Genomic DNA, 14381 nt, shown 5'->3' on the forward strand with positions numbered 1-14381 from the left:
AAGCTAAGCTCTTATTACTTTATTCGTTCCGTTAAACTGCTTTCTTTTAGTTATCTTCTTATAATTAACAACATTTAATAAACATAGACCATATATAAATGCTGGGGCAGCAATACGCATGGATGAATGATTGATCGTTAAAAACCAAAATAAGTAAAATGAATAGAAATAAACATTTCTACGGTTTTTTAGTCTAAATACAATCGGTACTAATAATAAAACCATTAAGGCAAATAATCCCATAATTCCATGCTCTCCCAATATTCTGCTCATTTCATTATGTGAAGCTACATTTTCCCCAGACCGTTCAGCCCTTATTTCTTTTAATTTTCCTACCCCAGCTCCAAAAAATGGGTTATTAAAAAAAATGTCTATTTCTCTAGTTAACAATTCAGATCTCCCCGTCGTTATATCTTCTTTCTCTCGTCCAATAGCATCTTGATTTGAATAACGCTTATCTATTAGCCCCAATGTACTTACAGAACTTATAATCCATACAAAAATAAAGGCTATTGAAATTACAATCAATGTTGATATAATATTCATTTTCCTTTTTACAGGTGAATACCTGTAATAAATTCCGATAAAACATAAAATACAAATAGCTCCAACTATAATTCCCCCTCTGCTGAATGTAACTATACCTCTATAAGCCATCAAACCTATTAATATCATATTGAATACTTTTAGAACTAAGCTTTTAGATTGAATAAAAAATCTTGAAACCAAAATAAATACACCTAACCCTAAAACTGTAGCTACTTGGTTAGGACCAAACCCTCCAGAAGCTTCAAAATTCGATTGTGTTCCTCGTAAAACATCCCTTATATTAGGAGAATATAAAAACAAATATAATGTTGTAGATAAAAGAGGCAATAACATTGCCAATAAAACACTCTGTAAGTTTTTAAGAGAAATGCGGTTGTTATAGCAATATATGGCTGCAATACCTAAACAAACTGGTCCACTAATATTGAAGGTAATTGCGGTTCGAACATTTGTCCCTAAATTTAAAGTCCATGATGCAACAATAACTCCAGGGATAAGAGCAAACAAATAAATGAAATAAATATAAGTACCTCTATTTAAACCTTTACCTAGAAGCATGCCTATTAATAAATATAATATGACTATATATTTGGAAGATTCGTATAAAAAATTCCCCTGTGTCATTCTTAAAAAAACTTCTGCCCCAACAATATACGCACAAGCTGTAAGAACTTCAACCGTTAAATCTTTTTTTGGGGCGGAAAAAATCTTAAATAAAAAAAACAGAAAAACCGCCAGAAAATACACTTTAGATAGTGGGTTAAATAAATATATTCCAACAGCAATTATTAAATGAATTACTACTAATGTTATATACGCCTTTTCATTTCTTAGCATAAAACTTCTTTGTATATTTTAATAATAGATTTAACAATTGAGTCTTTTCCGAATTGCTTGGAAATATGGCTATATAAATTATTTCCAAGAGTTCTCATAAGTTCTCGATCCTTAATTAATTTAATTATAGCTTCAGATAGAACATCTTCATTGTTGGCTTCAACAATCCTACCTAGCTTATTGCTTGATATTACTTCTTTACATTGACCTACATCTGTAACTATAACTGGTAATTTAGCTAATCCATATTCTAATAAAGATAATGGCAAACCTTCTGATTTTGAAGACAAAACTCCTATATCACATTGAAGTAAAATTTTGTAGATATCTTTTCTACTTCCATAGATATAAACATTTTCATCTAAATTCAATTTCTTCATTATTGTTTTAAGTTCCTTAGAGTATTCATCACTAAAATCTTTTCCAATAAGGTGTAAAGACCAATCTGAAAATTGATCAAATACTTTTTTGATAGCATTTAATAAGGTAATATGATCTTTTTGAGGTCTTAAATTAGCTAGACAAACAATTCGTTTACTATTATTCCCTGATAATTTGGTATCCCCTTCTTCATTCAAATTTATATCCACAAAGTTTGGAATGTAACTTACATTTTTAACATTAAGATTAAGCTCTGCCCAAGATTTTAGAATCGTATTTACAGCCAAAATATGATTAAATTTCTTAGACACCAATTTTAGTATTTTAATAGGGCGTTCATTTAAAAACTCACTATTGCCATAATGATCATGCCATATTACTTTTAGTTTGGGTTGAAAAAGCTTCACTAGGATTGCAATAAAAAAAGATGAAGAATGAGCATGTATTATATCAATTTTATGTGTTTTTATATATAACCTCAAGGTTTTTATTGCCATAATATCAAATCTTCCCTTTTTACTTAAAAAAAGATATTTGACATTACTTCTAATATTATCTTTTAAAATACCTTCTTTTCTAGTTGTACAAATAAAGGATTCAATATCGTTATCAGCCAATTCATTAGCAATATTTACAGCAACTCGTTCTGCTCCACCTGCATTTAACGAATCTATTATTTGAATAACTTTCATAATTATTTATAATAGTTTTGAAATTTCATTTTCAAAAACATCTAACGTATAACCATGTGACCACTTTGATGCTTTATGAGAAATAGAAATTAAATCTTTTTCAGAAATATAATTTATAATCACAGAAACAGCGTTATCTAAAATAGGTTCAATCAATATACCTCTATTACCGTTATCTAACATATTGGGCAAACATGATACTTTGGTTGCTATAGGAATTGTACCAAAAAACATCGCTTCTGCAACTGCTTTTGGCCACCCTTCACTCTTAGATGGTAATAGTAAAAAATGAGCTTCTTGTAGTGCTTTTTTAATTACCATTTTGTCCTTATTGCCATGAAATATAACTATTTCATCTAAACCGTTATTTTTCACAAAATGTTTAAGTTGAGACAGAAGCACTCCATCACCATAAACATCTATACTAAGTGCAACACCAAATTCTTTTAACTTTTTTATTATTTCCAAACAAAATAATGGTCTCTTTCCTTCTACTAAACTACCAATAAAAATAAATTTTAAATGAGCATCATAATTCCTAATATTAGGATTGACAATTTCGTTTTTTTCATATGTTGCTGTAAAAAACGGTTTAATATTTTTTGTTTGGTTATTCCAGTCTCCATAAACCAATACAGTCATATTTCTTGTTAAAAAAGTATGGGATAGCAGCCACTTTTGAAACCTATAGGATAAAGGTTGTTTTGCTTCCGGATCCCAGTTACCTGCATACTTGGCAGTTTTTGTCTTTTTAGGAAAACATATTTGAACAACACTTCCCAAAAGTCCTATATTACCAGGGCATCTTAAATGAATATGATCAGTATTTTTACAAGCTCTAAAAAGAGCTATTACTATCAGCGGAACTTTAAAAAAAGAAAGAAAAGTATTTGATATAGAGGTAAAGGAAAACTCTGGAATACTTATAAAGTTTAAATTATTGTGTTTATAAGGCAAGTTTATCTCTGTAACGTCCCCTTTGATCATTGGGGCAATAATATCTACCTGATCTACATATTTAAACCACAAATTCATTTCTCTAACATAAGGCGCATAACCAAAAAATTGTTGGTCTTTCTTAATATGATTTACATGTGTTATGATTAAGAATTTCATAAGATTGATTTATAAAAATCAATATTTTTATTAACAATACTACCTGTGTTAAATGCCTGATATACAAACTCGTTAGCCTGACCCTCAATTTCAAGACATTTTTTTGGGTTTTCTAAAGCCCATAAAATGTTTTCGGCAATATTGTTTACATCATACGGATTACATAATAAGCCTGTTTTTTTGTGTTCTATTGTTTCTGGTCCTGGTCCTAGGTTAGAAAAAACAACCACTTTTTTCATTGCCATAGCCTCTGGCGCAACCAAGCCTTGAGTCTCCATTAAAGAGGGGAATACACATATTCTTGCAGCTGCATATTTGGTTGCTAATTCTATATAAGGAACCGGTCCTTTAAAAATTATATTTTTTGAAAATTCTTTAAGCTCTGGTATTATTTTCTCTTTTAGATATTCGACATAGGACGTTCCGTCTTTAAAAAACCAATCTCTACCATATATGTCAAGTTTTAGATTAGGGTATGAAGCATTTACAGTCTTCATTGCCAATATTAACTGCTTAATACCTTTTTTTTCACATATGGTACCTGCAAATAGTATCGTATCATCGCTCACTTTTATTTCTGGAATGGGTTTAAAAACGTCTAAATCTATTGGAGACTTAATAACACTTATTTTTTTATTATTGTAACTTAAATATTTAGAGGTGTGTGTTTTTACATAATTTGATACTGCCACAAAAGCATCTGCTTTTTTAAAAGACCTTTTTTCCTGAAACCCTTTCCAACGATCAATATCCCGCTCTTCTGCTTCTGCGAAAAAATGATGCCCGCCATGTAATCTAATGATGTATTTTATCGGTTTTATTTTTTTTAAAAAGACCAAACCTAGCTCTGGAGTTTCTATGACATCGATTGGTGATTCGACATGTAGTTTTAGTAATTGCTGGTTTATATGTTTGTAATTTAAAAACCATGTAAGCCCTTTAATTTTTCTAGGTTTTAACCTATAAATGTGAACACCATGATCATCTTCTTCCTCATACACTTTTGTGTATACATTTATTCCCACTACACTAACCTTGCACCCTTTTGCAACATAAGCTTTCCCAATGGTTTGAATAAATGTACCTATTCCGCCATGTGGAAAGTTTTTTTTTGGATATTCATGTGTTATAAAGCAAATGTGCATCTGTTATTGTAATAAAAGGTTAGCAATGGTTTTCGTGCTCACTTTATTGGGGGTATTAATTATTTTTAACCAATCTTTTCCTAAAGATTTTTTTTGCGACAAAGCCTGATCTAAAACCGTAATAAAATCTTCTTTTGAGTTAATCCAATATACAACATCTTTATGTGGCATGCTTTTAAAATGTTGGTAATTGTAAATGGTATTAACAGACCAGTTTTCATCTTCGGTCGTATTATAATTCAAATAAGCTGCTGGGTTATCAAAAATAGCAAAATCATGAGCCATTGTAGAGCCTAAATTAACGACTAAACTACAGTGTTTACAAATGTTTGCTAATAATTTCACATCGTCGTAATAAGGAAATAATTGTGTCCAAGCTTTTTGGTTATTGCTCCAAGCAGGCTCGATTGAAGTTATAAAATCGAAGTTATCAATTACTGCATCATATCTCCCCGATAAATCGACGGGGCTTCTTCTAAAAATAACTTGTACTTTATCTTGAAGATTATCTTTTATAATAGCGTCCACAAAATCCTCCAAATATAATGGATCATATGGTGATGTTAATTCGTCATCACCCGAAAAACAAATCGTGGGTTTGCTAATATCTAAACCATAGTCATTAAAAAAGTTTTCTTTTGATAGCAATAATGAGTCTTGATATAATTCAAACTGTGGTGTACCTGTAACTATTATATTATCTTCTAAGATTTCTGGATAATATTTTTTCATATCAACTTTCATGTAATCAGACCAAACGATATATTTTTTAGTTCGAACGGATAATCTGGCTTTAACTAAATTATCCCAAGAATAAATAGCTCCAATGGTTTCAATATTCAACATCTCGGCTGCCTTAAAAATAGGGATAGCATTTAACGCTCTTTGGTGTGTACAGAAAATGACATCTGGCTGAATGTCTTGCAAAAACTCTTTTTCGACAGAAATACTTTTTAGTAACTTTTTTTGATAATAATTTTCGAAACGTAATATGTTTTTATAATCTTTACTTATGCGGTTTCCTAAAAACTCTGCAACTTTATAAAACCATTTTTGCAAGCCTTTTCTTTTAGGTTTCCAATTTGTAAGCACTGTTGGATTATTCTCCAATTCAGTATTATAGATCAACCTACCATAGCATATAGATTCTCTTAAAAGTTTTTGTAAAACAGTTTCTTCATACTTTGGTATGTTTTTTTTTGTTAACCGTATGCCATGAAGCTTTTCCACTTCTGTAATAGCTTCATTTGAAAGTGCATGATAAACAACAAGGTCTGCATCTTGCTTAATTAGGTTTGGGATAATTTCAGAAAACAAATAGTTTCTAATACCTGTTCCATCAGGAACAACAAATATGACTTTTTTGCGCTTATTATTCACTCTTTAATTTTTGCTTTAATGAATGTCTACGAACTGTTTTTGATTGTTTAAACTCCATATGGTAGTACCTAAAAGTGAATTTAAAAACAACCCTGCACTGTTACCATTTCCAAAACTAACGGTATCTTTTTTAACCGTTTTGAATTCTGATAAAAGCGCATTAGATATAGCTTCTTCACTATAGGATACATTTGTAATATGCGAATGTAACGCTCTGTTTTCTTGTCTGGTACCAACATTAATTGTTGGAATACCGTAATAAGGTGCTTCACGAATTCCTGCGCTGGAGTTGCCTATTATAAAACTACTGTGCTTTAATAAAGTTAAGAAATACTCAAACCTTACAGATGGGAAAATTCTAAACCTTGAATTGGCTTCTAATTTTTTATATGCGTTTAATATTACTTCGGAACCCAAATCATTATTCGGGAAAATAATGACATAGTTTTTATCATCCTTTAATAATGCATTTACAAAACTGTTAGCATGGTCTTCCATTTTATCAAACTCTGTCGTGACAGGATGAAACATTGCTAAAGCATAATTTTTAAATGGAATATTGTAATATGATTTCACCTCATCTATACTTGGTAGGTTTTTGGAAAACATGATATCTATATCTGGAGAACCAATAACTTCTATGGTGTTATGCAATTCTCCCATTTGTATTAGTCTATTTTTAGCTTCAGTATTGGAGACATAATGAATATGACTCATTTTACTAACCGAATGTCTAATAAGTTCATCTACGGTTCCCGAAAGTTCTCCACCTTCAATATGAGCTACTAATATATTATTTAAAGCGCCAACAATAGCTCCAGCCATAGCTTCCACTCTATCTCCATGTACAACAACTAAATCTGGTTTAATTTCTTTAATATATGATGAGAATCCTTGAATCGTTTTAGCTAAAGTTAAATCCATAGTTGCCTCCGACGTATAATTTTCAAAAGCATGAACATTAGAAAACTGACAACGTTCAATTTCAATAAGTGTATAACCATATGTTTCCATGAGATGCATCCCTGTAACAAATACAAAAGGATTAAAATTTTCATGATCCTCTAATATCTGAACGAGCGATTTTATTTTACCAAAATCGGCTCTTGTACCTGTAAGAAATACTATTTTTCTACTCAAAGTCTTCCCAATTTAATTGTACGTCGTTATCAATATCTTTAAGGGCTTTTTTTCCTAAAATTGTATCGAAATGTTCTGCTAAAATCTTGCCTGTACCAGGTCGTTTTACCCAAATATTATTTTTAGTTAAAATATCTCCTTTAGCAATTTTGGAAATTGAGCATACGGTTGCAAAAGCAAAATCTATCGTTACTTGTTCTTCTTTTGAGGGTTCTTTAGTGCCTCCTCTCATTTGGGCTATTTCGTTACTACTTATAATTAGTTCTTTACATGCTTGCTCATCCATACTACAAACAATATCTGGACCTGTACGTTCCATATAATCTGTAAAATGACGTTCTAATATGGAGGCTCCTAACGCAACAGCACCAAGACATGCATTATTGTTAAGCGTATGATCACTAAGCCCAAAAACCTTATCAGGAAAGGCTTTATGCAACTCCATCATGGCGCCATATCTTACCAAATGGATTGGTGTTGGATACAGGTTTGTAGTATGTAATAATGCTAAGGGTACATTATGGTTGTCAAAAACTTCAACTGCTTTTTGTACGTTTTCAATGGTATTCATCCCCGTACTCATAATTACAGGCTTTCCAAACCTCGCTATATGTTCTAACAATGGATAATTATTACATTCACCAGAACCTATTTTATAGGCTTTAACATCCATTTTGTTTAACCGTTCTGCTGCTGCTCTAGAAAAGGGAGTAGAAATAAAAATCATTCCTTTTTGTTCTACATAATCTTTTAGAGCTATTTCATCTGCTTCATTTAATGAGCACCTTTCCATGATTTCGTATATAGATACATTTGAATTTCCTGGAACTACTTTTTTAGCCTCTTTACTCATTTCATCCTCTACAATATGTGTTTGATGCTTTACAACCTCTACTCCTGCCCTAGCTGCTGCATCGACCATCTCTTTTGCTATTTGTAAAGATCCTTCATGGTTAATCCCAATTTCGGCAATAACCAAAGGGGGATAATCTAAACCTATTTTTCTTCCTGATATTTTTATAAATGGGTTAGTCATTTGGATGGTTTTTTAAAATAAATTCGGCATACTTAAAATCGTTCTTTGTGTCTATATCGACTTTAGCATAAGGGTGATTAATTATAAAAGGGTAATTATTTTTACCTAAAATAATATCATCTAAAATTAAAGAAGTTTTTGTAATGTATAACAAGCCATTTTCAAAATATAAAGGTTCTAAATCTTGACTTCGTTGCCCCATAGTATAGTTATATGGCTCGAAATTATCATTAGTAATTTTACCTAATTTTTTGGTACTTAAACTTACAGTCATTAAACTATCTGAATCGGACTCAACAAATTTCAGGTATGCTTCTTTTAAAAGTGTTTGAGGCCTTAAAGGATTTGTAGGCTGTAATAAAATTACATTATCAAAAGTTGTGTCCAAATTTTCTAAAACATGTTTTAAAGCGGATACCGTAGTAGCCAAATCGCCTGACAGCTCTTTTGGCCTATCAATTACTTTCACCTTCAATCCAAGAGCAATTTCTTTTATTTCTTCATCATCAGTAGACACATATATTTCATCAACCAAACTATTATTATTTATAGCATATTCAATACTATATGTTATTAAAGGTTTATTTTGAAGCTGCAAAATATTCTTTTTTAGCAATCTTTTAGAGTTACCTCTTGCTGGAATTATTACGATGTTCTTCACGATTCTAAAATAGCATTTATAAATTTTTGTTCCCAGTCTTTGTAATCCCAAATGAGGTCTGTTTCAGATTTGAAACGTCTTTTTTTACCATGATTAGTTTCTTTTCTAGCTAAATTAAACGCTTTAACCCAATTATCTATATTTTCAATATCATTTATCTGATAAGTGTAGTCTATATTATTTAAAACTTCTGGAATGGCTCCTCTGTTTGATGCTATTATAGCGTTACCACACTTTAAAGCTTCAGCCATTGACAACCCGAATCCTTCTTCGTAAAAAGTTGTAAACATATAATAATTACTTATTTGTAAATATTTTGAAACTTCGTTATTACTTATACGCCCTATATTAGAAACATTTTTATGATCTAGCTTTTTTGTTGTTCCTATTATTATCACTTTTAAACTGGGTATAGTTTCCAATAAGCTTTGAACAACTTCACTAAAAATATGAAACCCTTTTTTGGGTCTATCATTGGCAACCCAAATTAATATTTCATCTTCTTCAATATATCCTTTTTTTAATCTTGATTCTATATATTCTTTATCATTTAAAGGATAAAAAACATTCGAGTTTACACCATTTCCAACAATTTCTACTTTAGGAAAGTTATCAGTTTTACTTACTTCATAGCCTACATTCGAGAGAAACAGCACTTTGTCTATTTGTTTTAGAATTTTGTTTTCAAGTTGTAGCTTAAATCCATGGAACGAGAATATAATTTTTATGGGACAATTAAATTTAGACTTCGATATTGCTATAGCCTCTAACAAATGGGTATCGTCCATTATAACTATAGTAAGTCTTGATGCTTTTTTAGATAGCTTTGAGATAGCCTTTAAATAATCTTTAGCAACCCAATGTTTTAGGTTAAATTTTCTAACTTCTTTCCGCCAAGTAATAAATTTTCTCTTTCTACAATATAAATAAGTCTTGTTAAAATTTGACGGGGATAGTATGTAATTAAACACATTATGAGTATTATTTAATAATGATAGTCTTGTGGTCCAACTACCAATTTTTTTAGATGGAAGCGCTATATTACTAACTAATATATTTAAATCGTTTTGCATTAAAAAGGTTTTTTTACACCCTTAATACCAAAGTAAAAAGATTTTAATTTTTTAAAGAAGATTATATGCCATGTCTTACCTATAGTGTATTGAAACTTATTGTATGGCTTGGATATTGGTAATGTGTTTAATAATTCATTTGAATGGGTTTCTTTATTTATTTCATTCATTTTATCTTCCATCCAAGGCTCAAAAATATTACCTAAATGATAAGCATAGTTACCATGGGTAGCCAATCTTAAAAAACCACCTTTATCGTTAGGTTTATCTAAATAATTGTTTTCGCTACCTCCAACAATTTTAAGCTTACAATTCTCTTTTGGTGCATGATTAAATACGTCTGCTTTGAACGTAGCCACGAAATGCCCACAACCCAAAACGGCTTTCTCTTTTTTGCTAGTAACGGTTAGGTATTTTTCCTTATGAGTTTGATTGTACAATTGTCGTCCAATACTTTTTTCAAATTTTTCTAATCCATCGGGATGTTTAACGTTTGTAAATTGCAATTTACCTTTAGTTAGAGCATAATATATGGTACTGTATAAAAACTCTCCTTTATAAGCTATACTGCTAGGTACAGGAGAAACCATACCCGATTCTGGAAATGCCTCAAGAATGTTTTCTACTTTTTGTTGCCATTCTGGCAGGAACATAACATCTGAATCTGTAATGGTAATCAATGGTTCTAAATTACTTTTAATGGCAGAGTAAAGTGCATTAACTTTTCCTAAATTAATTTTAGAATTTAATAGTTGATCTACATTTTCATGCACATTATAAATTTTTGTCAAATAATTTAATACCTCATCACAGCATCCATTATTTATAATAGATATTCTTGTTTTAGAGTGTATTGTTTTTTGTAAAGATTCAAAACATAGCTTAAAGATTTTCAATGCATCTTTAAAATAGTCTTCGGTCAAATTGGGTATATATACTGGAATTACGACTCTATGATAGGAGTCAATTTCTAAAATGTTTTGTAATTTCTCTGGGTTAGTTCCTATCCTCATAATGACTAAATTAATGACTTAACGGTTTTGTTGAAAAACTATCGCCTAATGTAATAGTGCCATACATCTTTTCGAACGTTAGTTTTCCTTTTACCATGTCATTCCATTTTTCTAAAATCTCTTTTTCTGCTGGCCTTTTTATATCGTCTAAAAATATTGATGCTGATGTAGATAACTTACTTTGTATGGTAGGCAATGCTGGATATCTTACAAACTTAGAAGTTGCTGTACTTGGCCCGTCTACAATAACTAAATCCACTTCATAATCAAGTTTATCAATCTCGCTATTAACCTTTTTATGGTCATACCAACAATCATTATCATAAACTTTCAATATTTCATTTTCATGTTCAACTATGCTACAATGAATCTGTAATAGATTATCACTACAATCGTATTTTTTAACTTCATTAAAAATGATCTTCTGCCAACTTTCGTTATTATCTATACTTAGAATTTTTGTTTTTAAGTTGTTAACTTTTATAAAACGTGAGATTATTATTGTTGATATACCGCCTCCAAATTCAACAATCTGTCTTCTATCATTAAATAAAATATCATTCAAGATGTGGATAATGGTATATGGATTTAACGAAAAAGGTGTAAATGGTAAATAACAAAATTCTGGAAATAATTTATGTATAATTTGAAGCGCATAAGCATCATCATTACTTCTATGAATCTTATCGATTTCATTTATAGCGTTTAATACTTTTTTTAATTTAAAAATCATATGATTTAAGTAGCAACTTAGTTTTTATTATAAAAATTCATAAGTTTTTTTAAGCCTTCTTCCAGAGATAATAAATCTCGACCAAGTAAATTTCTCATTTTTGATGTATCTGGGCAGCGTCTTTCCATATCTCCTTCTTTTAAAGCAGGTACATGTTCTATGGTAGAATTAGACCCCGTGACCTTAATTATAATTTCGGCAAGCTCAAGAATCGTCATTTCTTTATCACTACCTATGTTTAAAACTTCATTGACACAATCTGCACTTTTTAAAGCTTTTAGGCAAGTATCAATATTATCATCAACAAAGCAAAAAGATCTTGTTTGTTGACCGTTTCCGTAAATAAGAATAGGCTCATTTTTTAAAGCTGCCTTTAAAAATTTTGGTACTACAAAATCCTCACTTTGATTGGGTCCGTAAGTATTAAAAAATCTAAAAATTGTATATTTTAAATTAAATTCTTGGTAATAAGATTTAAAAAAGGCCTCTCCTAAATTTTTAACTATGGCATAAGGCAATCTTGAGTTTAAAGGTGTGGTTGACTCATTTTGAGGTATTTCAAATGGCTCTCCATAAACTTCTGAAGAACTTGAATAAAACACACGCTTGACACCTGTGTTTTTTGATAAGGATAAAATATTTTTGATACCCTCTATATCTTCTAACACCATCATGGGATTATCCAATGTTCTTTTTACACCTACTACTGCAGCAAAATGGAATACATAATCAAAACTAAATCGTCCAAAAACGGGTACAATATCATTATAATTATTTACATCTGCTTTTATAAAAATTACATTATCCTTTATAGGTACTTTTGAGAAACTTCCTGTCAATAAATTATCGACTATAACAATTAAATTATTAGCGCCCTTAGATAGTTTTTTAGTCAATGCACTCCCTATATTTCCTGCACCACCAGTTATTAAATATGTTGTTAAACTCATGAAATTGTCTTTTTTATAATCACTTTTAAAATGCTAAACCTACTAAACCAAAAAGGATTTAATACAAATAGGTTAGATACTGTTTTTAAAACATTAATTTTAAACATTTTAGCCTGCATAAAACAAAGATTCGATACTAATTTTTTATAGCTTTCTTTACTAAAAATATTTTGTTTATGTTTTTGTTTGACTACCTTGAAAAGATATAATGGTAAATTAATATATTTTTTATTATTCGTTGAAATATTACTTGAATGCTGTCTATAGTTTACTAGCGGTTCGTCTACATAATAAAACTTAGTATGAAAAGCACATCTAGACCAATACTCTACATCTTCTAAAGCTGCTGGGATATTTTGATTAAATAAGCCAACCTTATCAATTACATCTTTTCTTACTAATGGAGTGGGCATCATAATTGTCCAATTTCCAATCATTCGCATGAACACCTTACCATGCTTTACTAAAGGCTTACCGGGTCTGCCAATGACCTCTCCTGTTTCTAATCCGTACTCATCAATAATATTACAACAACTATGAACTAGACCAAAATCGTTATTTTCTTCTAAAATATCAACTTGTACCTGTAATTTTTGAGGAAGCCATATATCATCATCATCAACAAATGCTATATAGGCACCATTTGATTTTGAAATTCCAAAATTTCTTGGCCCAGAAGGTCCTCCTGTATTTTCTATTTTAAAATATGCAATACTAGAAAAACTATTACACAAAATTTCGTTTTCATCACCAGGAGTACCATCATCTACAACAATAATCTCTATGTTTTTATAAGTTTGAGACACAATGCTTTCCAATGTTAGTTTAAGATATGCTTCTCTCTTATATGTAGGCACAATAACACTTACCAATGGCGTAGAACCCATAACTTTTTTAATTTTATTTTAATTCGTTTTAAAATGCCTTGCAATGTTTTACGTTGTGCTTTTTTCAATTCTTGTTCTAAAAACAAACTTCTTTTACACTCCTCATAAAAAACGCCATACTCACTTTTAAACATCCTTTCGTCTTCCTCTATTTTCTTTTTTCTATAATCATCATTATTACTAACGCCTTCCATATCGAAGAGGGTTAAGAAATATTTTACATGGGTAAATTGAAATTGATCGCTTAAGAAACATTTAAGGTAGAACGCTCGATCACTTATTATTTTATAAGTTTCATCGTAGCCTCCCATTTTTTTAAAAACATCTTTTTTAAATAGTGTACTTTGATGGGGCAATGAACTCCTCATAAAATAACTTGGATATAGGGTATCGGGATAAATTTTTTCTCCTGATTTAAATTTATAATCTCCATAAATAATATCCCCTTTAAATTTTTCGTGATTTATAAAGTCTGATAATGCATTTGAAGAAGTAAGCACATCTCCGCTATTTAAAAATAATAAATACGCTCCTTTTGCAACATCAATACCTCTGTTCATGGCATTAAAAATACCTGTATCTGGCTCACTGGTATAGTACGTAATCTGTTTTTTATGCTTTTTGATTATTGATAAACTTTCATCTGTTGAACCGCCATCAATTACTATGTATTCAAAATCAGTATACAATTGGTGAAATACCGATAACAAAGTCTTTTCCAGTTCTGGAGCATTATTATAATTTATAGTAATTATAGAAAGAAAAGGATTATTATTCATTTTAATTTA

Annotated in this window: 14 protein-coding genes; all 14 read right to left on the minus strand. The window is 30.3% G+C overall.

Annotated elements, in window-relative coordinates; translation table 11 throughout:
- Positions 1-3: 3 nt before the first annotated feature.
- From HHX25_RS02365 to HHX25_RS02430, 14 genes are read right to left on the minus strand one after another with little or no spacing between them, the layout of a single operon-like run.
- Positions 4-1386 carry an O-antigen ligase family protein gene (locus tag HHX25_RS02365; protein ID WP_169669684.1) on the minus strand — a complete coding sequence of 461 codons (1383 nt, stop codon included), beginning with the start codon at positions 1384-1386 and terminating at the stop codon, positions 4-6.
- On the minus strand, positions 1380-2459 hold the full coding sequence (locus HHX25_RS02370; RefSeq protein WP_169669686.1) for a glycosyltransferase family 4 protein: 1080 nt from the start codon (positions 2457-2459) through the stop codon (positions 1380-1382). The genes HHX25_RS02365 and HHX25_RS02370 overlap by 7 nt, the downstream gene beginning before the upstream one ends.
- A 6-nt stretch (positions 2460-2465) precedes the next feature.
- Positions 2466-3575 (minus strand): glycosyltransferase, encoded by a 1110-nt coding sequence (locus HHX25_RS02375; RefSeq protein ID WP_169669688.1) that lies wholly within the window; start codon positions 3573-3575, stop codon positions 2466-2468.
- Positions 3572-4720, minus strand: a complete 1149-nt coding sequence (locus HHX25_RS02380; protein WP_169669690.1) for a glycosyltransferase family 4 protein — start codon at positions 4718-4720, stop codon at positions 3572-3574. The genes HHX25_RS02375 and HHX25_RS02380 overlap by 4 nt, the downstream gene beginning before the upstream one ends.
- Before the next feature lie 3 nt (positions 4721-4723).
- Complete coding sequence (locus HHX25_RS02385; protein WP_169669692.1) at positions 4724-6100, minus strand: hypothetical protein; 1377 nt, start codon at positions 6098-6100, stop codon at positions 4724-4726.
- 15 nt (positions 6101-6115) lie between these two features.
- The gene (neuC, locus tag HHX25_RS02390) at positions 6116-7240 is read right to left on the minus strand and encodes a UDP-N-acetylglucosamine 2-epimerase (RefSeq protein ID WP_169669694.1); all 1125 of its coding nucleotides are present in this window, start codon (positions 7238-7240) and stop codon (positions 6116-6118) included.
- A complete protein-coding gene (gene neuB / locus HHX25_RS02395) occupies positions 7233-8276 on the minus strand; it encodes an N-acetylneuraminate synthase (RefSeq protein WP_169669696.1) in 1044 nt (347 codons plus the stop codon). Before neuB ends, neuC begins: the two co-directional genes overlap by 8 nt.
- Positions 8269-8937 (minus strand): acylneuraminate cytidylyltransferase family protein, encoded by a 669-nt coding sequence (locus tag HHX25_RS02400; RefSeq protein WP_169669698.1) that lies wholly within the window; start codon positions 8935-8937, stop codon positions 8269-8271. The genes neuB and HHX25_RS02400 overlap by 8 nt, the downstream gene beginning before the upstream one ends.
- Entirely contained in the window at positions 8934-10010 is a 1077-nt protein-coding gene (locus tag HHX25_RS02405) for a glycosyltransferase family 4 protein (protein ID WP_169669700.1), read from the minus strand. The genes HHX25_RS02400 and HHX25_RS02405 overlap by 4 nt, the downstream gene beginning before the upstream one ends.
- Positions 10010-11023: a glycosyltransferase family A protein gene (locus tag HHX25_RS02410; RefSeq protein ID WP_169669702.1), complete on the minus strand. Its 1014-nt coding sequence runs from the start codon at positions 11021-11023 to the stop codon at positions 10010-10012. Before HHX25_RS02410 ends, HHX25_RS02405 begins: the two co-directional genes overlap by 1 nt.
- Positions 11024-11033: 10 nt before the next feature.
- A complete protein-coding gene (locus HHX25_RS02415) occupies positions 11034-11756 on the minus strand; it encodes a class I SAM-dependent methyltransferase (RefSeq protein WP_169669703.1) in 723 nt (240 codons plus the stop codon).
- Between the two features lie 17 nt (positions 11757-11773).
- Positions 11774-12706 carry an NAD-dependent epimerase/dehydratase family protein gene (locus tag HHX25_RS02420; protein WP_169669705.1) on the minus strand — a complete coding sequence of 311 codons (933 nt, stop codon included), beginning with the start codon at positions 12704-12706 and terminating at the stop codon, positions 11774-11776.
- Entirely contained in the window at positions 12703-13593 is an 891-nt protein-coding gene (locus HHX25_RS02425) for a glycosyltransferase family 2 protein (RefSeq protein ID WP_169669707.1), read from the minus strand. Before HHX25_RS02425 ends, HHX25_RS02420 begins: the two co-directional genes overlap by 4 nt.
- Positions 13572-14372: a glycosyltransferase family 2 protein gene (locus tag HHX25_RS02430; protein WP_169669709.1), complete on the minus strand. Its 801-nt coding sequence runs from the start codon at positions 14370-14372 to the stop codon at positions 13572-13574. Before HHX25_RS02430 ends, HHX25_RS02425 begins: the two co-directional genes overlap by 22 nt.
- Positions 14373-14381: the final 9 nt, after the last annotated feature.

It is taken from the genome of Flavivirga algicola (genome assembly GCF_012910715.1).
GTDB lineage: Bacteria > Bacteroidota > Bacteroidia > Flavobacteriales > Flavobacteriaceae > Flavivirga > Flavivirga algicola.